At 63.1% G+C, this 24,871-nt stretch carries 24 protein-coding genes; 21 read left to right on the forward strand and 3 right to left on the reverse strand.

Features of this window, described 5'->3' with window-relative positions; translation table 11 throughout:
* Positions 1–115: 115 nt before the first annotated feature.
* On the reverse strand, positions 116–934 hold the full coding sequence (gene suhB, locus LOY26_RS04350) for an inositol-phosphate phosphatase (RefSeq protein ID WP_033701193.1): 819 nt from the start codon (positions 932–934) through the stop codon (positions 116–118).
* Positions 935–1,085: 151 nt separating this feature from the next.
* Here suhB and trmJ point away from each other — a divergent pair, with 151 nt between their 5' ends.
* The 21 genes from trmJ (at position 1,086) to LOY26_RS04455 (ending at position 19,709) form a co-directional block, all read left to right on the forward strand.
* Positions 1,086–1,841, forward strand: a complete 756-nt coding sequence (gene trmJ / locus LOY26_RS04355; RefSeq protein WP_033701191.1) for a tRNA (cytosine(32)/uridine(32)-2'-O)-methyltransferase TrmJ — start codon at positions 1,086–1,088, stop codon at positions 1,839–1,841.
* A 3-nt stretch (positions 1,842–1,844) separates the two neighbouring features.
* A complete protein-coding gene (gene cysE / locus LOY26_RS04360; protein ID WP_186656967.1) occupies positions 1,845–2,621 on the forward strand; it encodes a serine O-acetyltransferase in 777 nt (258 codons plus the stop codon).
* A gap of 179 nt (positions 2,622–2,800) precedes the next feature.
* Complete coding sequence (gene iscR / locus LOY26_RS04365; RefSeq protein ID WP_027595541.1) at positions 2,801–3,292, forward strand: Fe-S cluster assembly transcriptional regulator IscR; 492 nt, start codon at positions 2,801–2,803, stop codon at positions 3,290–3,292.
* A 46-nt stretch (positions 3,293–3,338) separates the two neighbouring features.
* Complete coding sequence (locus LOY26_RS04370) at positions 3,339–4,553, forward strand: IscS subfamily cysteine desulfurase (RefSeq protein ID WP_033701189.1); 1,215 nt, start codon at positions 3,339–3,341, stop codon at positions 4,551–4,553.
* A gap of 46 nt (positions 4,554–4,599) precedes the next feature.
* The gene (gene iscU / locus LOY26_RS04375; protein WP_003248539.1) at positions 4,600–4,986 is read left to right on the forward strand and encodes a Fe-S cluster assembly scaffold IscU; all 387 of its coding nucleotides are present in this window, start codon (positions 4,600–4,602) and stop codon (positions 4,984–4,986) included.
* 28 nt (positions 4,987–5,014) lie between these two features.
* Positions 5,015–5,338, forward strand: a complete 324-nt coding sequence (iscA, locus tag LOY26_RS04380; protein ID WP_033701188.1) for an iron-sulfur cluster assembly protein IscA — start codon at positions 5,015–5,017, stop codon at positions 5,336–5,338.
* Positions 5,339–5,346: 8 nt separating this feature from the next.
* Positions 5,347–5,868 (forward strand): co-chaperone HscB, encoded by a 522-nt coding sequence (hscB, locus tag LOY26_RS04385; RefSeq protein WP_033701187.1) that lies wholly within the window; start codon positions 5,347–5,349, stop codon positions 5,866–5,868.
* Between the two features lie 42 nt (positions 5,869–5,910).
* Entirely contained in the window at positions 5,911–7,773 is a 1,863-nt protein-coding gene (gene hscA / locus LOY26_RS04390; RefSeq protein ID WP_186656973.1) for a Fe-S protein assembly chaperone HscA, read from the forward strand.
* 3 nt (positions 7,774–7,776) lie between these two features.
* Positions 7,777–8,118, forward strand: coding sequence for an ISC system 2Fe-2S type ferredoxin (fdx, locus tag LOY26_RS04395; RefSeq protein ID WP_258714445.1), 342 nt, complete (start codon positions 7,777–7,779; stop codon positions 8,116–8,118).
* 10 nt (positions 8,119–8,128) lie between these two features.
* Positions 8,129–8,329 carry a Fe-S cluster assembly protein IscX gene (gene iscX / locus LOY26_RS04400; protein WP_003248529.1) on the forward strand — a complete coding sequence of 67 codons (201 nt, stop codon included), beginning with the start codon at positions 8,129–8,131 and terminating at the stop codon, positions 8,327–8,329.
* 90 nt (positions 8,330–8,419) lie between these two features.
* Positions 8,420–8,845 (forward strand): nucleoside-diphosphate kinase, encoded by a 426-nt coding sequence (ndk, locus tag LOY26_RS04405; RefSeq protein WP_033701183.1) that lies wholly within the window; start codon positions 8,420–8,422, stop codon positions 8,843–8,845.
* Between the two features lie 28 nt (positions 8,846–8,873).
* The gene (rlmN, locus tag LOY26_RS04410; RefSeq protein WP_033701180.1) at positions 8,874–10,019 is read left to right on the forward strand and encodes a 23S rRNA (adenine(2503)-C(2))-methyltransferase RlmN; all 1,146 of its coding nucleotides are present in this window, start codon (positions 8,874–8,876) and stop codon (positions 10,017–10,019) included.
* Between the two features lie 14 nt (positions 10,020–10,033).
* Positions 10,034–10,795 (forward strand): type IV pilus biogenesis/stability protein PilW, encoded by a 762-nt coding sequence (pilW, locus tag LOY26_RS04415; protein ID WP_258714446.1) that lies wholly within the window; start codon positions 10,034–10,036, stop codon positions 10,793–10,795.
* The gene (locus LOY26_RS04420; RefSeq protein WP_186656980.1) at positions 10,792–11,829 is read left to right on the forward strand and encodes a RodZ domain-containing protein; all 1,038 of its coding nucleotides are present in this window, start codon (positions 10,792–10,794) and stop codon (positions 11,827–11,829) included. The genes pilW and LOY26_RS04420 overlap by 4 nt, the downstream gene beginning before the upstream one ends.
* Before the next feature lie 3 nt (positions 11,830–11,832).
* Positions 11,833–12,942 (forward strand): flavodoxin-dependent (E)-4-hydroxy-3-methylbut-2-enyl-diphosphate synthase, encoded by a 1,110-nt coding sequence (gene ispG, locus LOY26_RS04425; protein WP_033701177.1) that lies wholly within the window; start codon positions 11,833–11,835, stop codon positions 12,940–12,942.
* A gap of 25 nt (positions 12,943–12,967) precedes the next feature.
* Positions 12,968–14,257, forward strand: a complete 1,290-nt coding sequence (gene hisS, locus LOY26_RS04430; protein WP_186656982.1) for a histidine--tRNA ligase — start codon at positions 12,968–12,970, stop codon at positions 14,255–14,257.
* A gap of 39 nt (positions 14,258–14,296) precedes the next feature.
* Entirely contained in the window at positions 14,297–14,938 is a 642-nt protein-coding gene (locus LOY26_RS04435; protein ID WP_258714447.1) for a tetratricopeptide repeat protein, read from the forward strand.
* A 1-nt stretch (position 14,939) separates the two neighbouring features.
* A complete protein-coding gene (gene bamB / locus LOY26_RS04440) occupies positions 14,940–16,082 on the forward strand; it encodes an outer membrane protein assembly factor BamB (protein ID WP_033701523.1) in 1,143 nt (380 codons plus the stop codon).
* A gap of 117 nt (positions 16,083–16,199) precedes the next feature.
* Positions 16,200–17,663, forward strand: coding sequence for a ribosome biogenesis GTPase Der (gene der, locus LOY26_RS04445; RefSeq protein WP_033701174.1), 1,464 nt, complete (start codon positions 16,200–16,202; stop codon positions 17,661–17,663).
* A 118-nt stretch (positions 17,664–17,781) separates the two neighbouring features.
* Entirely contained in the window at positions 17,782–18,930 is a 1,149-nt protein-coding gene (locus LOY26_RS04450; RefSeq protein WP_033701171.1) for a pyridoxal phosphate-dependent aminotransferase, read from the forward strand.
* Entirely contained in the window at positions 18,918–19,709 is a 792-nt protein-coding gene (locus LOY26_RS04455; protein ID WP_033701169.1) for an amidohydrolase, read from the forward strand. Before LOY26_RS04450 ends, LOY26_RS04455 begins: the two co-directional genes overlap by 13 nt.
* Positions 19,710–19,888: 179 nt before the next feature.
* Here the strand turns inward: LOY26_RS04455 and LOY26_RS04460 are convergent, their stop codons facing one another.
* Both LOY26_RS04460 and LOY26_RS04465 read right to left on the reverse strand, forming a co-directional pair.
* Positions 19,889–22,444 (reverse strand): sulfite reductase flavoprotein subunit alpha, encoded by a 2,556-nt coding sequence (locus LOY26_RS04460; protein ID WP_258714448.1) that lies wholly within the window; start codon positions 22,442–22,444, stop codon positions 19,889–19,891.
* Between the two features lie 102 nt (positions 22,445–22,546).
* On the reverse strand, positions 22,547–24,859 hold the full coding sequence (locus tag LOY26_RS04465; RefSeq protein ID WP_186656991.1) for a TonB-dependent siderophore receptor: 2,313 nt from the start codon (positions 24,857–24,859) through the stop codon (positions 22,547–22,549).
* Positions 24,860–24,871 lie beyond the last annotated feature (12 nt).

The following is a 24,871-nucleotide window of genomic DNA, read 5'->3' on the forward strand; positions in this document are numbered from 1 at the left end:
CGGCTGCCATGCGGCTGTTATATCAATACGTTGTAAGGCTGGTGAAGTGTCGAGCACAATACGTCGCCATAAAAAAAGCACCCCGAGGGGTGCTTCTTTATAACGCCAACGGTACTTAGCGCTTCATGCTCTCTGGCAGGTGCGGCTGGATAGCCGTTAGTACTGCCTTGAAGCACTTGATGTTGCCCGCGACGATGTGGCCCTTGTCGAGGAAGTCGTGGCCACCGTTGAAGTCGCTTACCAGGCCGCCTGCTTCTTGAATCAGCAGTACGCCTGCAGCCATGTCCCACTCGGACAGGCCCGACTCCCAGAATGCATCGAAGCGGCCGGCGGCGACGTAAGCCAGGTCCAGGCTGGCGGAGCCTGCGCGGCGGATGCCTGCCGTCTGGCCAGTCAGGGCACGGAACATGCCCAGGTAGTTGTCCAGGTCGGCCATCTGGCTGTCACGGAACGGGAACCCGGTGCCCAGCAGGGCGCCTTCCAGGCTGGTGCGCGAGCTGACGCGCAGGCGGCGGCCATTGAGTTGGGCGCCACGGCCACGGCTGGCGGTGAATTCTTCCTGGCGAACCGGGTCGAGAACCACAGCGTGCTCAAGGCGACCACGGTATTTGCAGGCGATGCTAACAGCGAAATGAGGGATGCCGCGCAGGAAGTTGGTGGTGCCGTCCAGTGGGTCGATGATCCACAGGTAGTCCTTGCCTTCTTCGCCGGTGCCCGCGTGCATGCCGGTCTCTTCACCCTGGATGGAGTGGTTCGGGTAGGCCTTGCGCAGGGCGTCGACGATTTTCTGCTCGGCGGCGCGATCGACTTCGGAAACGTAGTCCTTGGCCTCTTTCTCATCGACCTTGATGCTATCCAGGCGTTCGATGGAGCGGAAAATCAGTTCACTGGCGCTGCGAGCGGCGCGCAGGGCGATATTCAGCATAGGCTGCATGGGCGGGTCACCTGGAGATGTTAAAGAAGAAAGCCGATCATTCTAGCAGAAAACTTTGACGGCAGAAGTGTCACATTTGCTTTCATGGCGTTACGTCTGTCGGTTCTGTAAGATCGAAGGCCCTGATATCTGCCTCTGAGAGCACAACACCGTGCTGCAAAATATTCGTGTTGTTCTGGTCAATACCAGCCACCCCGGCAACATCGGCGGCGCTGCGCGTGCCATGAAAAACATGGGCTTGTCGCGTCTGGTGCTGGTGCAGCCAAAAGCGTTTCCCGATGCCGAAGCCAGTGCCCGGGCCTCGGGCGCCGACGATGTGCTGGGTAACGCCCAGGTTGTCGACAGCCTTGAGCAGGCGCTGGTCGGCTGTAATCTGGTGATGGGTACCAGTGCCCGCGAGCGCAGCATCCCCTGGCCATTGATCGACCCTCGGGAATGCGGGGCCAAGGCTGTGGAGCATGCGCTGGGCGGCGAGGAAATCGCCCTGGTGTTCGGTCGCGAACACGCCGGCCTGACCAACGACGAACTGCAGCGATGTCACTTCCACGTGCACATTCCCTCGAACCCCGACTTCAGCTCGCTGAATCTGGCCGCCGCGGTCCAGGTGCTCTCTTATGAGGTGCGCATGGCCTGGCTGGCAGCCGAGGATGCCCCGGCGAAAGTCGAGAAGGCCGACGCCAGCGAGCTGGCGACCATGGACGAAATGGAGCTGTTCTACGACCACCTGGAAAAGACCCTGGTGGACATCGGCTTCCTTGACCCCGAGAAGCCCAAGCACCTGATGGCGCGCCTGCGCCGGCTGTACGGGCGCAGCTCGGTGAACCGTCCGGAAATGAGCATTTTGCGCGGCATCCTCACCGAGACCCAGAAAGTGGCTCGGGGCGAACCGCATAAAAGGAAGGACTGACAGATGTTCGAACGCCTGCGTGAAGATATTCAAAGCGTATTCCATCGTGACCCGGCAGCGCGCAACGCTTTCGAGGTGCTGACCTGCTACCCAGGCATGCATGCCATCTGGCTGCACCGGCTGGGCAATGCCTTGTGGACGCGTGATTTCAAGTGGTTGGCCCGGCTGGTGTCGAACTTCGGGCGCTGGATGACCGGGATTGAGATCCACCCTGGCGCCACCATTGGCCGGCGTTTCTTCATCGACCACGGCATGGGGATCGTCATCGGCGAGACCGCCGAGATCGGCGACGACGTCACGCTTTATCAGGGTGTGACCCTGGGCGGCACCAGCTGGAATAAAGGCAAGCGCCATCCGACCCTCGAAAACGGCGTTGTGGTGGGGGCGGGGGCCAAGGTGCTGGGCCCGTTCACCGTCGGTGCCGGGGCCAAGATCGGCTCCAATGCGGTGGTGACCAAGGCCGTGCCGGCGGGGGCGACCGCAGTGGGTATCCCGGGCCGCATCATCGTCAAGAGCGAAGAAAACGAAGTCGAAGCCCGGCGCAAGGCCATGGCCGAGAAGATCGGTTTCGATGCGTATGGCGTCAGTGGCGACATGCCAGACCCGGTCGCACGTGCCATCGGGCAGATGCTCGACCACCTGCAAGCGGTGGATGAGCGCCTGGAGGGCATGTGCGGCGCGCTGACCAAGATGGGCAGCGACTACTGTGCCAAAGAGTTGCCGGCGCTGCCGGAGGATGACTTCACCGAGGCCGCCCAGCGCGACACTCAGTCGCATTGATCGCGTCGCGCTGAAGCCGTGGTGACATACGGGGCGTGTGCTCGCGCCCCTCGTCTGCTACAATCGCGCCCGCCTCCCGACATAAAACCCGACTAAAGCAGTAGGTCTAATAGTTGACTTAAATGCTCGGGAATCGCATACTCGCTCACATCCTGTAACTCCCGTGGTACCCAATAGCCATGCGACTGACTACTAAAGGCCGATACGCCGTGACAGCCATGCTTGACCTGGCGTTGCACGCGCAGCATGGGCCCGTGTCTTTGGCCGACATTTCCGAGCGCCAGGGCATTTCCCTCTCTTATCTGGAGCAGCTGTTCGCCAAGCTGCGCCGCAGCAGCCTGGTATCCAGTGTGCGCGGTCCAGGCGGTGGCTATCAGCTGTCGCGAGGCATGGAAACCATCCAGGTGGCTCAGGTCATCGACGCGGTCAACGAATCGGTCGATGCCACCCGTTGCCAGGGCCTTGGGGATTGCCATGCCGGTGATACCTGCCTGACCCACCACCTGTGGTGCGATCTCAGCCAGCAGATCCATGAATTCCTCAGCGGCATCAGCCTGGCCGACCTCGTCAAGCGCCGTGAGGTGCAGGAAGTCGCCCAGCGCCAGGACCTGCGTCGTGTCGCAGGCCGTTCCGCCCAGTTGGACAAGATTGAGACGTCCGCCGTCGACTGACCTTATAACAGCGACGAGCGACGCCACCGCCTGATAGGAGATATCCATGAAGTTGCCGATCTACCTCGATTACTCCGCGACCACCCCGGTCGACCCACGTGTCGCCCAGAAGATGGCCGACTGCCTGCTGGTCGACGGGAACTTCGGTAACCCGGCTTCGCGCTCCCACGTCTTCGGCTGGAAAGCCGAGGAAGCGGTCGAGAACGGTCGTCGCCAGGTCGCCGAACTGATCAACGCCGATCCGCGTGAAATCGTCTGGACCAGCGGTGCCACCGAGTCCGACAACCTCGCACTCAAAGGTGTCGCGCACTTCTATCAGACCAAGGGCAAGCACATCATCACCTCCAAGATCGAGCACAAGGCGGTCCTGGATACCGCTCGCCAGCTCGAGCGTGAAGGTTTCGAAGTCACCTACCTGGAGCCAGGCGAAGACGGCATCGTCACCCCGGCCATGGTCGAGGCCGTGCTGCGCGACGACACCATTCTGGTCTCGCTGATGCACGTCAACAATGAAGTCGGCTCGATCAACGACATCGCCGCCATCGGTGAGCTGACCCGCTCGCGCGGCGTGCTGTTCCATGTCGACGCGGCCCAGTCGGCCGGCAAGGTCGAGATCGATGTGCAGAAGCTGAAGGTCGACCTGATGTCGTTCTCGGCGCACAAGGTCTACGGCCCCAAAGGCATCGGCGCACTGTACGTCAGCCGCAAGCCGCGTGTGCGCCTCGAGGCAATCATTCACGGCGGTGGCCATGAGCGCGGCATGCGTTCGGGCACCCTGCCAACCCACCAGATCGTCGGCATGGGCGAGGCGTTCGCCATCGCCAAGCAAGAGATGGCCAGTGAAAACGTGCGCATCAAGGCCCTGAGCGACCGCTTCTTCAAGCAGGTTTCGGACCTCGAAGAGCTGTACGTCAACGGCAGCCAGACCGCCCGTGTGCCGCACAACCTGAACCTGAGCTTCAACTACGTCGAAGGCGAGTCGCTGCTGATGTCGCTGAAGGACATCGCGGTATCGTCCGGTTCGGCCTGTACCTCCGCTTCGCTCGAGCCGTCGTACGTACTGCGCGCTCTGGGCCGCAATGACGAGCTGGCGCACAGCTCGATCCGCTTCTCCTTCGGCCGCTTCACCACTGAAGAAGAAGTCGACTACGCCGCGCAGAAAGTCTGCGAGGCCGTTAACAAACTGCGTGAGCTGTCGCCGCTGTGGGACATGTACAAAGACGGCGTTGACATCTCCAAGATCGAGTGGGCCGCCCACTAAGCAGTCGCCGGCAAGAGCGGCTCCCTGATGAGGAAGGAATTGCACCATGGCATACAGTGAAAAGGTCATCGACCACTACGAAAACCCGCGCAACGTCGGCAAGATGAATGCCGAGGACCCGGATGTCGGTACCGGCATGGTCGGCGCGCCGGCCTGCGGTGACGTGATGCGTCTGCAGATCAAGGTCAACGAGCAGGGCGTCATCGAAGACGCCAAGTTCAAGACCTACGGCTGCGGTTCGGCCATCGCCTCCAGCTCCCTCGCCACCGAGTGGATGAAGGGCAAGACCCTGGACGAAGCCGAAACCATCAAGAACACCCAGCTGGCCGAAGAACTGGCGTTGCCGCCGGTCAAGATCCACTGCTCGGTACTCGCCGAGGATGCCATCAAGGCAGCCGTACGCGATTACAAGCAGAAGAAAGGCTTGATCTAAGTCGCCTGTTGCGAGGTAAGGAGTTCTGATGGCTATCAGCATGACAGAAGCCGCCGCCAACCATGTGCGGCGTTCCCTCGAGGGGCGCGGCAAGGGCGAAGGTATTCGCCTGGGCGTGCGCACCACCGGTTGTTCGGGCCTGGCCTACGTGCTGGAGTTCGTCGACGAGCTGGCTGACGAAGACACGGTGTTCGAGAACCATGGCGTCAAGGTGATCATCGATCCCAAGAGCCTGGTGTACCTCGACGGCACTGAACTGGACTTCGTCAAGGAAGGGTTGAACGAAGGCTTCAGGTTCAACAACCCCAACGTGCGCGGTGAGTGTGGCTGCGGCGAAAGCTTCAACGTCTGAGGCTGGCTGTGGGTACTCCTTGTCATTTCGCACTGTTTGACCTCCAGCCAAGCTTCCGCCTGGATCTCGACAAGCTGGCCACTCGCTACCGCGAGCTGGCCCGCGAAGTCCATCCTGATCGCTTTGCCGACGCCTCCGAGCGTGAGCAGCGCGTAGCGCTGGAAAAATCCGCAGCCCTCAACGACGCCTACCAGACCCTGCGTAATGCGCCGCGCCGAGCCCGCTACCTGCTGGCCATCGGTGGCCATGAAGTGCCTCAGGAAGTCACGGTCCACGACCCCGACTTCCTGTTGCAGCAGATGCAGTTGCGCGAAGAGCTCGAAGAGCTGCAGGACGAAGCCGACCTTGAGGGTGTCGGCGTGTTCAAGAAGCGCCTCAAGGTTGCCCAGGACACGCTGAACGAGGACTTCGCCGCCTGTTGGGACGTTGCAGACGAGCGCGAGAAGGCCGAGCGCCTGATGCGCCGCATGCAATTCCTCGACAAGCTCGCCCAAGAAGTGCGCCAACTGGAAGAGCGCCTCGACGATTAACCCGGTGTCTTTCGTGATGACGCCTAAGGTATTCAGATAAGCATGGCCCTACTGCAGATCGCCGAACCCGGTCAGACCCCTCAGCCGCACCAGCGTCGCCTGGCGGTGGGTATCGACCTGGGTACCACCAATTCTCTGGTCGCCGCCTTGCGCAGCGGTCGTAGTGAGCCCCTGCCCGATGCGCAGGGTAATGTCATTCTGCCGTCTGCGGTGCGCTACCTCGAAGGGCGCAGCGAAGTCGGGCAGGCTGCGCGCGATGCCGCTTCCAGCGACCCGCTGAACACCGTGCTGTCGGTGAAACGCCTGATGGGGCGTGGTCTGGCCGACGTCAAGCAACTGGGCGAACAGCTGCCTTACCGCTTTATTGGCGGTGAGTCGCACATGCCGTTCATCGACACCGTCCAGGGGCCGAAAAGCCCGGTGGAAGTGTCCGCCGATATCCTCAAGGTGCTGCGTGAGCGCGCCGAGCAAACCCTCGGCGGCGATCTGGTGGGGGCGGTGATCACCGTGCCGGCCTATTTCGACGACGCCCAGCGCCAGGCCACCAAGGACGCTGCGCGCCTGGCCGGCCTCAATGTGCTGCGCCTGCTCAACGAACCGACCGCAGCGGCCGTGGCCTATGGCCTGGACCAGAACGCCGAAGGCGTGGTGGCCATCTATGACCTGGGTGGCGGTACCTTCGATATTTCCATCCTGCGCCTGACGGCCGGTGTCTTCGAAGTGCTGGCCACCGGCGGCGATACCGCCTTGGGCGGCGATGATTTCGACCATGCCATTGCTGGCTGGATCATCGAGCAGGCTGGCCTGTCCTCCGATCTGGACCCGGCCACCCAGCGCCAGCTGCTGCAGGCCGCCTGCGCCGCCAAGGAAGCCCTGACCGATGCCGACGTTGTCAGCGTCCGCCACGGCGCCTGGCAGGGCGAGCTGAGCCGCGCGGCCTTCGAGACCATGATCGAGCCGTTGGTCGCCCGCAGCCTCAAGGCCTGCCGCCGCGCCGTGCGCGACAGCGGCGTCGAGCTGGAAGAGGTCGGTGCCGTGGTGATGGTAGGCGGTTCGACCCGCGTACCCCGCGTACGTGACGCTGTCGGCAGCCTGTTCGGCCGCACCCCGCTGACCTCGATCGACCCGGACCAGGTGGTGGCCATCGGTGCTGCCATCCAGGCCGACACCTTGGCTGGCAACCGCCGCGAAGGTGGCGAGTTGCTGCTGCTCGATGTCATCCCGCTGTCCCTGGGCCTTGAGACCATGGGTGGCTTGATGGAGAAAGTGATTCCGCGCAACACCACCATTCCGGTGGCGCGTGCCCAGGAATTCACTACCTATAAAGATGGCCAGTCGGCCATGATGATCCACGTGCTGCAGGGCGAACGCGAGCTGATCAGCGACTGCCGCTCCCTGGCGCGCTTCGAACTGCGCGGCATCCCGGCGATGGTTGCCGGCGCCGCGAAGATCCGCGTGACCTTCCAGGTCGATGCCGATGGCCTGCTCAGCGTCGCGGCCCGCGAACTGGGGTCGGGGGTCGAGGCCAGCATTCAGGTCAAGCCATCCTACGGCCTGACCGACGGCGAGATCGCCCGCATGCTCAAGGATTCCTTCGAGCACGCAGGCACCGACAAGCAGGCGCGTCAGCTGCGTGAACACCAGGTTGATGGCGAGCGTCTGCTCGAAGCGGTGCAGGGCGCCCTGGACGCCGATGGCCAGCGGCTGCTCAGCAGCGAAGAACGCGAAGCCATTGAATTCCAGATGCAAGAACTACGTGATTTGCTGGCCGGCACCGATGGCCCTGCCATCGAGCAACAGACCAAGCGTCTGTCGCAGGTGACCGACGCATTTGCCGCCCGTCGCCTTGATTCGACGGTCAAAGCCGCACTGGCCGGGCGCAACCTGAATGAGATCGAGGAGTAACCGATGCCGCTGGTGACATTCCTGCCGCATGAGAAGTTCTGCCCGGAGGGGCTGACCGTGGAGGTCGCGCCCGGGACCAACATCCTGGAGCTGGCCCACGACCATCACATCGAGATGGAAAGCGCCTGCGGTGGCGTAAAGGCCTGCACCACCTGTCACTGCATTGTTCGCAAAGGTTTCGACTCGCTCGATGAAGCCGACGAGCTGGAAGAGGACATGCTGGACAAGGCCTGGGGCCTGGAGGCCCAGTCGCGCCTCGGCTGCCAGGTGGTCGTCGGTGACCAGGACCTGGCCATCGAGATCCCCAAGTATTCGCTCAACCACGCTGCCGAAGCGCCCCACTGAGGATTTTTGCATGAGTCTGAAATGGGTTGATGTACTTGAGATCGCCATCCAGCTTGCAGAAAGCAAGCCGGAAGTCGATCCTCGTTACGTGAATTTCGTCGATCTGCACCGCTGGGTGCTGGCATTGCCAGAGTTCAGCGACGATCCGTCACGCGGCGGTGAGAAAGTGCTCGAGGCCATCCAGGCGGCCTGGATTGATGAAGCCGACTAAGCGCGACGCTGCAGGTTAGGCAATCCCCTGGAACCCGCGTATAATTCGCGGGTTTAATTTTTCGCAACACTCATATTTCTGGAGTTTTCCATGGCTGTTCAACGTACTTTCTCGATCATCAAGCCTGACGCAGTTGCCAAAAACGTCATCGGCAAGATCACCACTCGCTTCGAAGACGCCGGCCTGAAAATCGTTGCCTCGAAAATCAAGCAACTGTCCAAAGCCGAAGCCGAAGGCTTCTACGCTGAGCACAGCGAGCGCGGCTTCTTCGGCGACCTGGTTGCCTTCATGACTTCCGGTCCGGTTGTCGTTCAGGTTCTGGAAGGCGAAAACGCAATCGCTCTGAACCGTGAGCTGATGGGCGCTACCAACCCTAAAGAAGCTGCTGCCGGCACCATCCGTGCTGACTTCGCCGAGTCGATCGACGCCAACGCCGTTCACGGTTCGGACTCCGAAGCTGCCGCTGCTCGCGAAATCGCTTACTTCTTCGCTGCTACCGAGGTAACCACTCGCTAAGCGAAAGCTTACGGGTGAGGGTGAATCCATGACGACATCTACTGGCAAAATCAACCTGTTGGGCCTGACCCAGCCGGAAATGGAACAATTCTTCGACTCTATCGGGGAGAAGCGCTTCCGTGCCGGCCAGGTGATGAAATGGATTCACCATTTTGGCGTCGATGATTTCGCCGCCATGACGAACGTCGGCAAGGCCTTGCGCGAAAAGCTCGAGGCTGTTGCCGAAATTCGCCCACCGGAAGTGGTCAGTGAAGACATTTCCGCCGACGGCACCCGTAAATGGGTGATCCGCGTTGCCTCCGGCAGCTGCGTCGAGACCGTCTACATTCCCACCGACGACCGCGGCACTTTGTGCGTCTCGTCGCAAGCCGGCTGCGCCCTGGATTGCAGTTTCTGCTCCACCGGCAAGCAAGGCTTCAACAGCAACCTCACCGCCGCCGAAGTGATCGGCCAAGTGTGGCTTGCCAACAAATCCTTCGGGACCGTCCCGGCCAAAGTCGACCGCGCGATTACCAACGTGGTCATGATGGGCATGGGCGAGCCTCTGCTGAACTTCGACAATGTCATCGCCGCCATGAAGATCATGATGGATGATCTGGGCTATGGCATTTCCAAACGGCGCGTCACCTTGTCCACCTCGGGCGTGGTGCCGATGATCGACGAGCTGGCCAAGCACATCGACGTGTCGCTGGCCCTGTCGCTGCACGCGCCGAACGACGCGCTGCGCAACCAGTTGGTGCCGATCAACAAGAAGTACCCGTTGAAGGTGCTGCTGGAGTCGTGCATGGGCTACATGGCCACCCTGGGTGGCAAGCGCGTGCTGACGGTCGAGTACACCCTGCTCAAGGACGTCAACGACCAGCCCGAGCACGCCGCACAGATGATCGAGCTGCTGCGCGACGTGCCGTGCAAGATCAACCTGATCCCGTTCAACCCGTTCCCGCATTCCGGTTACGAGCGTCCTAGCAACAATGCTATCCGCCGCTTCCAGGACCTGCTGCACCACGGCGGCTTCAACGTCACCACCCGTACCACCCGTGGCGAGGACATCGACGCCGCTTGTGGTCAGCTGGTCGGCCAGGTCAACGACCGCACCCGCCGCAGTGAGCGCTACATCGCCGTGCGCCAGTTGTCTGCCGACGCCGAGCTGCCAGACAGCGCCGCGCGCCACTGACCGAGAACCTAGCCATGAGCCTGCGCGCCGCGCTGTCGATCCTTGCGCTTTTGCTGCTGGCCGGCTGCGTGTCGGGCGGCGCGGGCGATCCGCTGGCCAGTCGGCAGGGGCGGGAAGAGGCGGGCAGGGCTTATGTGCAGCTTGGGCTTGGGTATTTGCAACAGGGCCTGACCGAGCAGGCCAAGGCGCCGCTTGGCAAAGCCCTCGCCCTCGACGCCAGCGATACCGGCGCACACGCCGCCCTGGCGCTGGTGTTTCAGGCGCAGGGTGAGCCGGGGTTGGCCGAGAAACACTTTCAAAAAGCCCTGCAGTCACGCCCTGGCGATACGCGAATTCGCAACAATTACGGCAGTTTCCTTTATGCTCAGGGGCGATTTGCCGAGGCCAAGCAGATGTTTCGCCTGGCCAGCGCCGATACCCTGTATCCTGAACGCTCCCGTGTGTACGAGAACCTTGGCCTGACTGCCCTGAAGCTCGAACGTCGTGACCAGGCCCACACATATCTGTTCAAAGCGTTGCAACTCAACCCGCAGCAACCGAAAGCGTTGCTGGAAATGGCTGAGTTGTCCTACGAAAACAGGCATTATGTGCCGGCCCTGGACTACTACGATCGTTTCAGCCGGTTGAGTGACCATGACGCCCGTAGCCTTCTGCTGGGCAGCCGCCTTGCCCGGGTATTCGACGAGCAGGGCACACTGGCCGACCTGGGCCAGCAATTACAACGACTTTATCCCGGTACGCCGGAATATCAGCAATACCTGTCGGAGCAACGATGAACGCCGCGCATCCCGAAGTAGCAGTAGCGCCTGGCCAGAACCCCGGTGAGCTTTTGCGCCAGGCCCGTGAGAAGCGGGACTGGTCACAAGCCGAGGTGGCCCGCAAGCTCAACCTCACTGTCAGTTCGTTGAACCACGTGGAAACCGGCGCCTTCGACAAGCTGCCCGGGCACACCTTCGCCCGTGGCTATATCCGCGCCTATGCCAAACTGATGGACCTGGACCAGGCCGCGTTGGTCGAGGCCTTCGACCAGTACACCGGTACCCACGCCAAGGGCAGTGAAGTGCATTCGCTGGGCCGCATCGAAGAACCGGTGCGCCTGTCGCACAACATCCTGCGCGGTGTCAGCCTGTTGCTGCTGGTGGCAGTGGTCGGTGGTGGTTTCGTTTGGTGGCAGGACCAGGGCAGCTTGCGGGGCAAGGACCTGGCCAAGATCGCCCTCGAGCACGTCGAGGTCGAGAGCGCCGACGGCACCACGCAGATCCACCCGCTGGACGAGCCTGAAGACCAGGCCGTGACGGCAGGCCAGCAACCCGAAAGCGCACCGTTGCCGCTGGAGCAGGCCGCTGGCGAACAGCCGCTTGCCGCCGCCGAGCAAGTGCCGGCCAGCCCTGCGCAAACCCCAGCTGCAAACGCAACGCCAGCCCCGGCCGCGCAGGCACAAGTGCCCGCCGCAGCCACTGCGCCAACGCCAGCACCTGCTGCAGTAGCACCTGCTGCCACGGCACCTGTCGCGGCTGCCCCTGTGGTAGCCGCCGCCGAGCCGGCCGCACCGGTCGCAGTACCTGCCGGTAGCGCCAAGGTCGCCATCCAGTTCACTGCCGATTGCTGGACCCAGGTCTCCGACGGCAACGGCAAGGTGCTGTTCAGCGCCGTCAAGCGCAAGGGCGACAACCTCGAGCTGACCGGCAAACCGCCGTTCGCGGTACGCCTGGGCTTTGCCCGTGGCGCCCAGGTCAGCTACAACGGCCAGGCCGTCGATGTTGCTCCGTTCACCAGTGGCGAGACTGCTCGCCTGAAGTTGGGACAGTAAGTCATGCACGGCGAATCTCCGATCAAACGTCGCGAATCCCGCAAAATCTGGGTCGGCAATGTGCCGGTGGGTGGTGATGCGCCCATCGCGGTGCAAAGCATGACCAACACCGACACCAACGATGTCGACGCCACTGTCGGCCAGATCCAGCGTCTGGTCGATGCCGGTGTCGACATCGTGCGCGTCTCGGTACCGGACATGGACGCCGCCGAAGCGTTTGGCCGCATCAAGCAACGGGTCAGTGTACCGCTGGTCGCCGACATTCATTTCGACTACAAGATCGCGCTGCGCGTGGCCGAGCTGGGTGTCGACTGCCTGCGTATCAACCCGGGCAACATCGGCCGTGAAGACCGTGTACGCGCGGTGGTCGATGCCGCCCGTGACCGCGGTATCCCGATCCGTATCGGCGTCAACGCCGGCTCCCTGGAAAAGGACCTGCAGAAGAAGTACGGCGAACCGACCCCAGCGGCGCTGGTCGAGTCGGCGCTGCGCCATGTCGAGCACCTGGACCGCCTGGATTTCCAGGACTTCAAGGTCAGCGTCAAGGCCTCCGACGTGTTCATGGCCGTCGAAGCCTATCGCCTGCTGGCCAAGCAGATCATCCAGCCCCTGCACCTGGGCATCACCGAAGCCGGTGGCCTGCGTTCGGGGACGGTGAAATCCGCCGTCGGCCTCGGTATGCTGCTGGCCGAGGGCATCGGCGATACCATTCGTATCTCCCTGGCCGCTGACCCGGTCGAAGAAGTGAAGGTCGGCTACGACATCCTCAAGTCGCTGCACCTGCGTTCGCGTGGCATCAACTTCATCGCCTGCCCGAGCTGCTCGCGGCAGAACTTCGATGTGGTCAAGACCATGAACGAGCTGGAAGGGCGCCTGGAAGACCTGCTGGTGCCGCTGGACGTGGCGGTGATCGGTTGTGTGGTCAACGGCCCCGGCGAAGCCAAGGAAGCCCATGTAGGGCTGACCGGCGGTACGCCAAACCTGATCTACATCGACGGCAAACCGGCGCAGAAGCTGACCAATGACAACCTGGTCGATGAGCTCGAGAAGCTCATCCGCCAGAAAGCGGCCGAGAAGGCCGAGGCCGACGCGGCGCTGATCGCCCGTGGCTGACACACAGCATTCGTAAGGACTTTTCGTGAGCAAATCGCTGCAAGCCATCCGTGGCATGAACGACATCCTGCCAGAACAGTCGCCACTGTGGCGCTACTTTGAAGGCACCGTGGCCGGTCTGCTGGATACCTACGGGTACAGCCAGATCCGCACGCCGATCGTCGAGTTCACCGAGCTGTTCAAACGCTCCATCGGTGAAGTGACCGACATCGTCGAAAAAGAGATGTACACCTTCGAGGACCGCAACGGCGATTCGCTCACCCTGCGCCCTGAAGGTACCGCCGCCTGCGTGCGTGCCGTGCTGGAGCATGGCATCACCGGCAACGGCCAGGTGCAGAAACTGTGGTACATCGGCCAGATGTTCCGCCACGAGCGCCCGCAGAAAGGCCGTTACCGCCAGTTCCACCAGATCGGCGTGGAAGTGTTCAACCTCGATGGCCCGGACATCGACGCCGAGCTGATCATGCTGACCTGGCGCCTGTGGGGCCTGCTGGGCATCCAGGACGCGGTCAAGCTCGAGCTCAACAGCCTGGGCACCAGTGAAGCCCGTGCGCGCTACCGTGATGCGCTGGTCGAGTTCCTGTCGGCACGCCTTGAGCAGCTGGACGAAGACAGCCAGCGTCGCCTCAAGAGCAACCCGCTGCGCATCCTCGACAGCAAGGACCAGAACACCCAGGCGGTGCTGGTCGGTGCACCGAAGCTCGAAGATTACCTGGACGAAGCGTCCCGCGTGCACTTCGAGGGCCTCAAGGCCCGTCTGGATGCGGCCGGCATCCCGTTCGTGATCAACACCAAGCTGGTGCGTGGCCTGGACTACTACAGCAAGACCGTGTTCGAGTGGGTGACCGACAAGCTCGGCGCCCAGGGCACCGTCTGTGCCGGTGGCCGCTACGACGGCCTGGTCGAGCAGATGGGCGGCAAGCCGACCACTGGTGTAGGTTTCGCCATGGGTATCGAGCGCCTGATCCTGCTGCTGGAGACCCTGGGCAAGGTGCCCGAGTCGATCAGCCGTCAGGTCGATGTCTACCTCTGCGCCTTCGGTGAACAGGCAGAGCTGGCTGGCCTGCGCCTGTCCGAAAGCCTGCGTGATCGCCTGCCGGGCCTGCGCCTGGTGGTCAACGCCGGTGGCGGCAGCTTCAAGAGCCAATTCAAGAAAGCCGACAAGAGCGGCGCGCTGTTGGCCCTGATTCTTGGCGACGACGAGTTGGCCAAGCAGGAAATCGGCGTGAAGCCCCTGCGTGGCCAGGGCGAACAACAGAACATTGCCTGGGATGCTCTGGCTGAGCACCTGGAAACCGCAATCGCTCAGGCGTAACGCGGTTCAACAAGCGAATAGGCGAAAAGGAGTATTGGGGTGTCGAGTACAGATGATGATGACCTGGCAGGGGTCAAGGACTGGTGGAACCGCAACGGCAAGCCACTGCTGACCGGTGCCCTGCTGGCCGGCGTGGTGGTGTTGGGCTGGAATACCTGGAACAAGTACCAGGACAACCAGTCGCAAGGTGCCTCGCAGCTGTACCAGGCATTGCTTGAGACCAGCCTGACGCCAAGCGGCCAGCCAGACGCGACCAAGGTCGCGGAACTGGCCGGCAAGCTCAAGAGCGAATTTGGCGGTACCGCCTACGCCCAGTATGGCAGCCTGTTCGTGGCCAAGGTCGCAGTCGAGAGCGGCAAGCTCGACGACGCCGCCGCCGAGCTCAAGGGTGTGCTGGACAAGCCTGCCGATACCACGCTGGGCGAAATTTCGCGCCAGCGCCTGGCCCGTGTACTGGCTGCCCAGGACAAGGCCGATGAGGCCCTCAAGCTGCTCGACGGCGACGCCGACAAGGCGTTCCTGGCCAGCCGCGAAGAATTGAAGGGTGACCTGCTGGTACAGCTTGGTCGCGCCGACGATGCCCACAGCGCTTATGAAAAAGCCAAGGCCGCGCTGTCCGATGAAGCGGCGGTCGGTGGCCTGCAATTGAAGCTGGATGACCTGGCCAAAGGGGACGCCTGACGTGATCGGTTGGAAACAAGCAGCAGTGCTGACCCTGGCCGTTCTGGCCGCGGGTTGCAGCAGCAACAGCAAGAAGGAACTGCCACCGGCCGAGCTGACCAAGTTCACCGAGGAAGTGGTACTGAAGAAGCAGTGGAGCCGTTCGATCGGTGACGGCCAGGGCGAGACGTACAACACCCTGGTACCGGCCATCGAAAACGACCGTATCTACGCCTCCGACGTCAACGGCGAAGTCTTCGCCCTCGACCGCATCACCGGCGACGTGGCCTGGAAAAAAGACCTCGACCTGCAGGTGTCGGGCGCTGTCGGTGTGGGTTACGGGCTGGTCATGCTCGGTACCCTCAAAGGCGAAGTCATCGCGCTGGACTCCAGCACCGGTGAAGAGCGCTGGCGCTCACGCGTGACCAGTGAAGTGCTGGCACCACCGGCCAACAATGGTGACGTGGTGGTGGTGCAGACCCAGGACGACCGCCTGATCGGCCTCGATGCCGCGACCGGCGACCGCCGCTGGATCTATGAAAGCACCCCGGCCGTGCTGACCCTGCGGGGCACCGGCGCGCCGATCGTGACCAACCGCATGGCGGTTGCCGGCCTGTCCACCGGCAAAGTGATCGCGGTGGATATCAGCAACGGCGTGCCGGTGTGGGAGAGCCGCGTGGCCATCCCGCAGGGGCGTTCCGAGCTGGACCGCGTAGTGGATATCGACGGCGGCTTGCTGCTGTCCGGTGGTACCCTGTACGTCAGCACCTACCAGGGCCGCGTAGCGGGCCTGGACCTGGAAAGCGGCCGTGTGCTGTGGCAGCGTGATGCTTCCAGCTACGTGGGTGTCGCCCAGGGTTACGGTAACGTCTATGTCAGCGAAGCCTCGGGTACCGTTGAAAGTGTCGACGAGCGCTCTTCCAGCGCCCTGTGGACCAACGATTCCATGGCTCGCCGTCAGCTGTCGGCACCGGAAGTGTTCTCCAGCTACGTGGCTGTAGGTGACTTCGAGGGTTACCTGCACCTGCTCAGCCAGGTCGATGGCCGCTTCGTCGGCCGCGAGCGAATCGACAGTGATGGCCTGCGCGCCCGGCCCCTGGTGGTCGGCGACACCATCTACGTCTTCGGCAACAGCGGCAAGCTCGAGGCACTGACCGTCCGCTGAAGCTAAGCTCAAGTCCGCCAACGGGCTTGAGCCGCGGTGTAGGAAACGCCGCACAAACTCCGGCCGCTGCCTTGCAGCGGCCTTTGCATTTTCAAGAATTCAAGAGTGGAGAGCCGCATGGTTCCCGTAATCGCCCTGGTGGGACGGCCGAACGTCGGCAAATCCACCATGTTCAACCGCCTGACCAAAACCCGCGATGCCATCGTCGGTGACCTGTCGGGTTTGACCCGTGACCGCCAGTATGGTGATGCCTCCTGGCAGGGTCGTTCCTTCATCCTGATCGACACCGGTGGTATCACCGGTGACGAAGTGGGCATGGACGAGAAGATGGCCGAGCAGTCGCTCATGGCCATCGAAGAAGCCGACTATGTGCTGTTCCTGGTCGATGCCCGTGCGGGCATGACCGCAGCAGACCTGATGATCGCCGAGCACCTGCGCAAGCGGAACAAGTCGGCGATTCTGGTCGCCAACAAGATCGACAACATCGACCCTGACGTCGCCCGCGCCGAGTTCTCGCCGATGGGCATGGGCAACGCCATCCCGGTGGCGGGCTCCCAGGGCCGTGGTATCAGCGCCCTGATGGAAGCCGTGCTTGGCCACCTGCCGCGCGATGCCGAAGACGAAGCGCTGGACCAGGACGTCGCCGAAGGCGAGGAAGCCGTGCGCATCCCTGGCCCGAGCGAAAAGGATGGCATCAAGATCGCCATCATCGGCCGCCCGAACGTCGGCAAGTCGACCCTGGTCAACCGCATGCTCGGCGAAGAGCGCGTGGTGGTCTACGACGAGCCGGGTACTACCCGTGACAGTATCTACATCCCGTTCGAGCGTGATGGCGACAAGTACACCTTCATCGACACCGCCGGGGTGCGCAAGCGCGGCAAGATCCACGAGGAAGTCGAGAAGTTCTCGGTGGTCAAGACGCTGCAGGCGATCAAAGACGCCAACGTTGTGATCTTCGTCATGGATGCCCGCGAAGGGGTGGTCGACCATGACCTGAACCTGCTGGGCTTCGCCCTCGAAGCCGGCCGCGCCATCGTCATCGCCCTGAACAAGTGGGATGGCATGGAGCCGGGTGAGCGCGCCTACGTGAAGACCGAACTGGAGCGTCGGCTGTTCTTCGTCGACTTCGCCGACATCCACTTCATTTCCGCGCTGCACGGCACGGGCGTGGGCAACCTGTACAAGTCGGTACAGGCCGCGTTCATGTCGGCGGTAACCCGCTGGCCGACCAGCCGCCTGACGCAGATCCTCGAAGACGCTGTGAGCGAGCACCAGCCGCCGCTGGTCAATGGCCGCCGCATCAAGCTGCGCTATGCGCACTTGGGGGGTGCCAACCCGCCGCTGATCGTGATCCACGGCAACCAGACCGACAGCATTCCCAAGTCGTACTCGCGTTACCTGGAAAACACCTATCGCCGCGTGCTCAAACTGGTCGGTACGCCGATCCGTATCGAGTACAAGGGGGGTGAAAACCCGTACGAGGGCAAGAAAAACACCCTCACCGATCGCCAGGTCAACAAGAAGCGCCGCTTGATGTCGCACCACAAGAAGGCCGAGAAGAAGCGCCGCGACAAGCGCTAACTAGCGGCAAGCTACAAGCTCAAAGCTGCAAGAAGAAGCAGACGGTGATGCATGCCGCTTTTTCTTGTGGCTTGAAGCTTGTAGCTTATAGCTCTCAGTCCCCAGGAAAGAGGGCTCCATGATCCGCAGCAAACTGCCGAATGTCGGCACGACCATCTTCACTACCATGTCCCAGCTCGCCGTGCAGACCGGTGCGCTCAACCTCTCCCAAGGTTTCCCTGACTTCAATGGCCCGCAGGCCCTGCTCGATGCAGTGGGCCGGCATGTGGCCGCCGGGCATAATCAGTACGCGCCGATGACCGGCCTGCCGGCCCTGCGCCAGCAGGTTGCGGCCAAGGTCGAGCGCCTGTATGGGGCCAAGGTCGATGCCGATCAGGAAGTGACCATCACCCCCGGTGCCACCGAGGCGATCTTCTGTGCCATTCAGGCGGTGATCCACAGCGGTGACGAGGTGATCGTCTTCGACCCTTGTTACGACAGCTATGAGCCTTCCGTAGAGCTGGCCGGCGGACGTTGCGTGCATGTACAACTCAGTGACGGCGACTTCCGCATCGACTGGCAGAAGTTCAGCGATGCCCTGAGCCCGCGCACACGCATGGTCATCCTCAATTCGCCGCACAACCCCAGCGGCGCGTTGATCACCCGAGAAGACCTGGACCAGTTGGCGCGGCTGATTGCCGAGCGCGATATCTACCTGGTCAGTGATGAAGTTTACGAACACCTGGTCTACGACGGTGTAGGCCACGCCAGCGTACTGGCCCATGCCGAGCTGTATAGCCGTGCCTTCGTGGTCAGCTCGTTTGGCAAGACCTACCATGTGACGGGGTGGAAGACCGGCTACGTGATTGCGCCAGCGGCCCTGAGTGCAGAGCTGCGCAAGGTGCACCAGTACGTCAACTTCTGCGGGGTGACGCCTTTGCAGTGCGCGCTGGCGGACTTCATGGCCGAGCACCCCGAGCACCTCGACCAACTGCCCGGCTTCTACCAGGCCAAGCGCGACCTGTTCTGCGACTTGCTGGCGGGTTCGCGCTTCAGTTTCCGCCGCGCGGCCGGCACCTACTTCCAACTGGTGGACTATTCGCAGATCCGCCCGGACCTGAACGACGTCGACATGGCGCTGTGGCTGACCCGCGAGCATGGTGTGGCGACCATTCCGGTGTCGGTGTTCTACCAGCAACCTATCCCCGAGCAACGCCTGGTGCGCCTGTGCTTTGCCAAACGTGAGGAGACGCTGCGTCAAGCAGCGGAAAAACTATGCGCGATCTGAGTGCACTGCCCAACCTGAAAATCGCCCTGGTGCAAACCACCTTGGCCTGGCATGACCGCGAGGCCAACTATGCGCATTTCGAGGTATTGCTCGACCAGGCGGGTGATGTTGACCTGGTGATCCTGCCCGAGATGTTCACCACTGGGTTTTCCATGGAGTCGCAACGCCTGGCCGAGCCTGAGAACGGCCCGACCTACAAATGGCTCAAGGCCCAGGCCAAGCGGATCGACGCAGTGGTCACCGGCAGCGTGATCATCCAGGCCGCCGATGGCAGCCACCGCAACCGCTTGCTTTGGGCACGGCCGGATGGCGAGATCCTGCACTATGACAAGCGCCACCTGTTCCGCATGGCCGGTGAGCATAAGCACTACACCCCGGGCGAGCGCCAGGTGCAGTTCGAGATCAAGGGCTGGCGGGTGCGCCCGTTGATCTGCTACGACCTGCGTTTCCCGGTGTGGAGCCGCGATGCCCAGGACACCGACCTGTTGCTGTATACCGCCAACTGGCCGGCCGCGCGCCGCCAGCACTGGAACCGCCTGCTGCCGGCCCGCGGCATCGAGAACCTGTGTTATGTGGCGGCGGTGAACCGCGTGGGCACCGATGGCAAGGGCTTCGCTTATTCGGGTGACAGCCAGGTGTTGGACTTCCAGGGCGAGAGCCTGCTCAGCGCGGGCGAGGCGGATGGGGTGTTCACGGTGGTGTTGCGGGCGGCGGAGCTGGCGGCTTACCGCAGCAAGTTCCCGGCTAACCTGGATGCTGATACTTTCGAGCTTCACTGAGTCAGCACCGGCCCTTGTGTAGGAGCGGCCTTGCGTCGCGAACGGGCCGCGAAGCGGCCCCAGAATATTGGCGGCAGCGCTGAAATCGATGGGGCCGCTTCGCAGCCCGTTCCGACCGGTCCGGCGCCCCGGCAAGGCCGCTCCTACACAAAGGTGGGCTGTATCAGTTGTGGCAGTGATCAGTACACATCCCGCCGATAGCGCCCCTCTTCGATCAATTGCTCGACCAACGCTTCTCCGAGAATGCCCTTCAGCGCGGCATCAACACCGGCAGCCATCCCTTGCAGGCTGCCACAGACATACACACAGGCGCCGTCCGCGACCCAGCGCTTGACCGCTTCGGCCTGCTGCAGCAACACATCCTGCACATACACCTTCTCTGCCTGATCCCGCGAGAACGCGAGGTCCAGGCGCGCCAAGTCACCGCTGCCTAGCCAGCCCTGCAGCTCATCACCGCACAGCAGGTCGTGGGCCCGGTTACGCTCACCGAACAACAGCCAGTTGCGCTGCTCGCCCGCGTTGATGCGTGCCTTGATCAGGCTGCGCAAACCCGCCAGCCCGGTACCGTTGCCGATCAGAATCATGGGTGCCGGCGACGCGGGCAGGTGGAAGCCACTGTTGCGGCGCAGGCGCAAGCCCAGCGCGCCATCCACCGGCAGGTACTCGGTCAGCCAACCGGAACCCAGGCCGAGGGTGCCATCGGGGTGACGTTCCTGGCGCACGATCAACTCCAGCACACCGTCACTGGCGATCGAGGCGATGGAGTATTCACGCGTGCCGATCGGTACCAGCGCATCGACCAGCGCCTGGGCGTGCAGCCCCACCAGGTGATCGCGCCGGCTCGGCAACTGGCGGCTGGCCAGCGCCTGACCCAAGGTTTCGCTCAGGCCGTCGAGCTGCACGGACGTGTCGGCATTCAGCCCCAGGCCATGGAGGAAGGCATCGACCCGCGGCTGACCATTGCGCGGCAAGATTTCCACCAGGTCACCAGCCTGCCAGCTGGCGGGCGCTTCGGCACGCAGGCCGATCAGGTAAACCGGCTGGCCTTGGCTGCCCGGGTTCATCAGCGCGCGGTGCGCCAGGGTCCAGTTGCCGAAGCTTGCTGGCTGCCAGGCCGTTACCGGCTGAGCGCCGGTCAGTTGCGCCAGTGCCTGCTGCCATTGCTGCAGGGCCGCCGGGTCGGCGCTGTCTACCTCCACCGGGCTGAACGCAGTGCTGGCGCCGCGCTCAGCCAACCAGGCCTGCAGGCGCCGGGCGAAACCGCAGAAGTGCGGATACTGACGGTCGCCCAAGGCGAGCACTGCGTAGTTGAGGTTGTTCAGCGCCCACGGCTGGCCAAGCACCTTGCGCTCGAACGCGCGGGCGCTGTCAGGGGCTTCGCCATCGCCAAACGTACTGACCACGAACAGTGCACGGCGGGCTTGGCGCAAGTCATCCTCGCCCAGTTCGGCCAAGGCGCGGACCTGCACCGGCAGGCCGGCAGCCTGCAACTGCCCGGCACTCTGCCAGGCCAGCTGTTCGGCAAAGCCGCTTTGGCTGGCGAAGCTGACCAGCCAGCTGTCGCTGCCGGCGTTGACGCTGTCGACGTTGCTGCGGGCGGCGCGCACCTGGCGCTTCTTGCGGCGGCGGTCGAGGTACAGCAGCCAACCCGTCACGAAGAACAGCGGCATGGTCAGGCTGGCGAGGGTGACGATGATGCGCCCCGGCAGGCCGAAGTACTCGCCCACGTGCAGGGCGTAAACGCTCTGCAGCAACTGCGCCTTGAAGGATTTGTCGGCGTAGCGGTCGTGGTTTTTCACCTGGCCGGTGGCCGGGTCCAGCACCAGGGTGTCGAAGGCGCGCGGGTGCGCAGCGTTGTCCAGCAGGAAGAACAGGTTGGCCGGTTGCCCACCTGCCGGTGGCAGGCGCAGGTTGTAGGCGGCCAGGCCGGGGCCTGCGGCAGCCTTGAGGCTGGCCCAGATGGCGTCGTAGTCGACCACCAGCGGCGGTGCGTTTTTATCGACCTTCTGTGGCCCGTGGCGGCCACGGCCTTCGCCGCGCTTTTGCTGCTGGCCTGCTGCCGGCGCGTCGGCCAGCAGGGTGTTCAGGCCTTGGCGATACCATTCGTAGGACCAGAACAGGCCGGTGAGGGCGAACAACAGATAGAACAGCAGGCACCAGGTACCTGCCACGGCGTGCAGGTCCCAGTTGAAGGCGCGGCCTTTCTTGGCCCAGTCGAAGGTCAGCCAGACCCGCCAGTTGAGCGCCTTGCGCGGCCAGCGCAGGTACAGGCCGGAGAGGCAGAAGAAGATCAGCATCAGGGTGCAGGCGCCGGTGATCTGCCGACCACTGTCGCCCATGGCCAGGAAACGGTGCAGGTTGAGCATCAGGTTGAAGAAATCCTGCCCGGCCACTTCGCCCTTGAGCTCGCCGGTGTACGGGTCGGCATAGCGCAGCTCGCCGCGGCGCTGGCCCGGCGGTGGGGTGAAGAAGATTCGCGCTGCGTTGCCCTGATGAAGGTCGACCCACAGCATCGACACCTTCTCGCCTTGCGCAGCCTCGACCCGCTGCACCAGTTCGGCGGGCGGCAGCACGCCCTCGGGGCGCACTTCGACCTTCAGCACATCGGCATTGAACGCACGCAGCAGTTCTTCCTGAAACGACCAGATCGCCCCGGTAATGCCCATCAAGGCCAGCACCAGGCCAGCGGTGATGCCAAAGAACCAGTGCAATTGGAACAGCGTCTTCTTCACCACATCGATCACCTTGTCGTGCTGCCGCAACCTGCGCGGCGTGCATTATGCCTTGGTACGCAAAAGCCCCGCTCACTGGAATGAACGGGGCTCCGGGTTGCTGCTTTAGAAGTGGACGCTGGTGGTCAGCAACGCGGTCCGGCCCGCCGCCTGGTTGGCGAAGTGGGTGGAGAATGCCTTGTCGTAGTACACCTCGTTGGTCAGGTTCTGCACGTTCAGCTGCAGGTCGACGTTCTTGGTCAGCTTGTAGGCCGCCATGGCGTCGTAACGTACATAGCTGTCGACCATGGTGGTGTTGGCCACGCTGCCGTAGACGTCATCCACATAGAACGCGCCGCCACCGACGGTGAGCTTCGGCGTGATCGCGTAAGTGGTCCACAGGCTGGCGCTGTTGTTCGGCGTGTTCGGCAGCTGGTTGCCGTCGTTGGCCTTGCCCAGCGGGCCACCGTCGATCTGGCGGGCCTGCATGTAGGTATAACCGGCGAAAACCTGCCACTTGTCGGTCAGCTTGCCGCTGGCCGACAGCTCGATGCCCTGCACGCGGGTTTCACCGACGTTTTCGTAGCTGGTGGTATCTACCTGCACGCGAGCGTTTTCCTTCTCGGTGCGGAACAGCGCGGCGGCCAGGGACAGGCGCTGGTCGAGCAGGTCCCACTTGGTGCCGATCTCGTAGTTGGTAGTTTCTTCCGGCTCCATGTCGCTGCTCAGCAGGTTGCCGGCGCGGTCGCTGGTGTTGCCCAGCGGGTTGCCTTCGGTGCCTTCACCCAGCATTGCGCCGGGTGGCGTTGCGGAGGTTGCGTAGGAAACATAGATGCTGCCGTTTTCGGCCGGTTTCCAGACCAGGCCCAGCTGGCCGGTGATGAACTCGCTGGTGTCACGGCCCTTGGAAGCAACGCCCTTGCTGTTCACCACGGTAGCGCCGGCGGCATCGTAAGTGCGGTACTGGGTGTCGAAGTGGTCGTAGCGCAGGCCCATGTTCAGCAGCCAGTCAGGCGTCAGCTCCAGGGTGTCGAACACGTAGAGGGCGCGGGTGTTGCTCTTGGTGTCGGTGCCCGCGTAGTTGCGCGCAATGTTGCCGTTCCAAGGGTCGTCCGGGTTCGGGTTGCTCAGCGAGGTGCAGTTGTAGCCGCTGCTGGCGCCGATCATGCCTGGGGTGCAGTTGCTGTTGGCGCTGCCCCCCGGCACGGTATCGGTGTCGACGGTGTAGGACGAACGCTTGCTCTCTTCGCGGCTCAGCTCGATACCGGTGGAGAAGCTGTTCTTCATGCCGCCCAGGTAGAACTCGCCAAACAGGTCAGTCTGGTTGGTGGTGGTGGCGGTGTTGCCGACGCGGCTGTTGGCACGGCGCCAGACGCTGCCGTTGTTGACGTTGCCCTTGCTGTCGTCCGGCTGGGTCAGGATGTAGTCCTGCATGCTGTTGCCATGGCGCAGGGTGTTCTTGACGGTCAGCGAGTCGGTCAGGTCGTGTTCGATCGCGAAGGTGGCGATGTCGACCCGGCTCTTGCGGAAGTCACGGCCGGTCAGGCCGTAGAAGTTGTCGCTGTCGCCACCGTCGTTCGGCTTGCTCGGGTGCGCCGAGGTGCGCCCGCCGCTGCCCGAGGTCGGGATGGTGTAGGGGATGCCCGAGTCCGGCAGGTCGTCGCTTTCCAGGTGGTAGTAGTCGAGGTTGACGCGGGTCGGCGTGCCCAGGCCGAAGGCCAGGGATGGGGCGATGCCCCAGCGGTCGTAGTTGACCTTGTCACGGCCGGCGACGTTGCTCTCGTGGGTCATCAGGTTGAGACGACCGGCGACGGTGTCGCTGAACTGGTAGTTGCCATCGAAGGTGTAGCGTTGGGTCTGGTCACTGCCCCAGGTCCAGGCGCCGTCCAGCGAGTTGCCCAGGTGCGCACGCTTGCTCACCAGGTTGATGGTGCCGCCTGCGGCGCCTCTGCCACCGATGGCCGAGTTCGGGCCCTTGGCCACTTCCACCGACTCGATGGCGAAGATCTCACGGGTTTGCGCGCCGGTATCACGCACGCCGTCCAAGTAGGTATCGCCCTGGGCGTCGAAGCCGCGGATGAACGGGCGGTCGCCCTGGGGGTTGCCGCCTTCACCGGCACCAAAGGTGATGCCAGGTACCGTACGCAGGGCGTCCTGCAGGCTGAGGGCGTTGGTGTCCTTGATCACCTGCTGCGGAATCACCGTGACCGAGCGCGGTGTATCGACCAGCGGCGCGGTGTACTTCTGCGACGAGGCTTTCTCGACCTTGTAGTCGGTGCTGGCCTGTTCGGCCTTGCCGTTGACGCTGGTGGCATCAAGGGTAACGGCACGGTTGGCGGCAGGCTCGGCAGCATAGGCGGTCGAAGCAGTGATGGCGACGCCGATAGCGGTCACGATCAGGCGTGGTGAACTCACAGCAGATGGCACGTAGTGACGCATTGGTAAGGACCT

The organism is Pseudomonas sp. B21-047, assembly GCF_024748775.1.
Taxonomy (GTDB): domain Bacteria; phylum Pseudomonadota; class Gammaproteobacteria; order Pseudomonadales; family Pseudomonadaceae; genus Aquipseudomonas; species Aquipseudomonas capeferrum.

Coding starts and splice junctions, on each gene's coding strand:
- iscA (WP_033701188.1), top strand. CDS start 5,015: ATGGCTATCAGCATGACAGAAGCCGCCGCCAACCATGTGCGGCGTTCC.
- iscU (WP_003248539.1), top strand. CDS start 4,600: ATGGCATACAGTGAAAAGGTCATCGACCACTACGAAAACCCGCGCAAC.
- iscR (WP_027595541.1), top strand. CDS start 2,801: ATGCGACTGACTACTAAAGGCCGATACGCCGTGACAGCCATGCTTGAC.
- suhB (WP_033701193.1), bottom strand. CDS start 934: ATGCAGCCTATGCTGAATATCGCCCTGCGCGCCGCTCGCAGCGCCAGT.
- iscX (WP_003248529.1), top strand. CDS start 8,129: ATGAGTCTGAAATGGGTTGATGTACTTGAGATCGCCATCCAGCTTGCA.
- LOY26_RS04455 (WP_033701169.1), top strand. CDS start 18,918: ATGCGCGATCTGAGTGCACTGCCCAACCTGAAAATCGCCCTGGTGCAA.
- ispG (WP_033701177.1), top strand. CDS start 11,833: ATGCACGGCGAATCTCCGATCAAACGTCGCGAATCCCGCAAAATCTGG.
- LOY26_RS04465 (WP_186656991.1), bottom strand. CDS start 24,859: ATGCGTCACTACGTGCCATCTGCTGTGAGTTCACCACGCCTGATCGTG.
- cysE (WP_186656967.1), top strand. CDS start 1,845: ATGTTCGAACGCCTGCGTGAAGATATTCAAAGCGTATTCCATCGTGAC.
- hscA (WP_186656973.1), top strand. CDS start 5,911: ATGGCCCTACTGCAGATCGCCGAACCCGGTCAGACCCCTCAGCCGCAC.
- fdx (WP_258714445.1), top strand. CDS start 7,777: ATGCCGCTGGTGACATTCCTGCCGCATGAGAAGTTCTGCCCGGAGGGG.
- der (WP_033701174.1), top strand. CDS start 16,200: ATGGTTCCCGTAATCGCCCTGGTGGGACGGCCGAACGTCGGCAAATCC.
- LOY26_RS04420 (WP_186656980.1), top strand. CDS start 10,792: ATGAACGCCGCGCATCCCGAAGTAGCAGTAGCGCCTGGCCAGAACCCC.
- pilW (WP_258714446.1), top strand. CDS start 10,034: ATGAGCCTGCGCGCCGCGCTGTCGATCCTTGCGCTTTTGCTGCTGGCC.
- LOY26_RS04370 (WP_033701189.1), top strand. CDS start 3,339: ATGAAGTTGCCGATCTACCTCGATTACTCCGCGACCACCCCGGTCGAC.
- ndk (WP_033701183.1), top strand. CDS start 8,420: ATGGCTGTTCAACGTACTTTCTCGATCATCAAGCCTGACGCAGTTGCC.
- LOY26_RS04450 (WP_033701171.1), top strand. CDS start 17,782: ATGATCCGCAGCAAACTGCCGAATGTCGGCACGACCATCTTCACTACC.
- rlmN (WP_033701180.1), top strand. CDS start 8,874: ATGACGACATCTACTGGCAAAATCAACCTGTTGGGCCTGACCCAGCCG.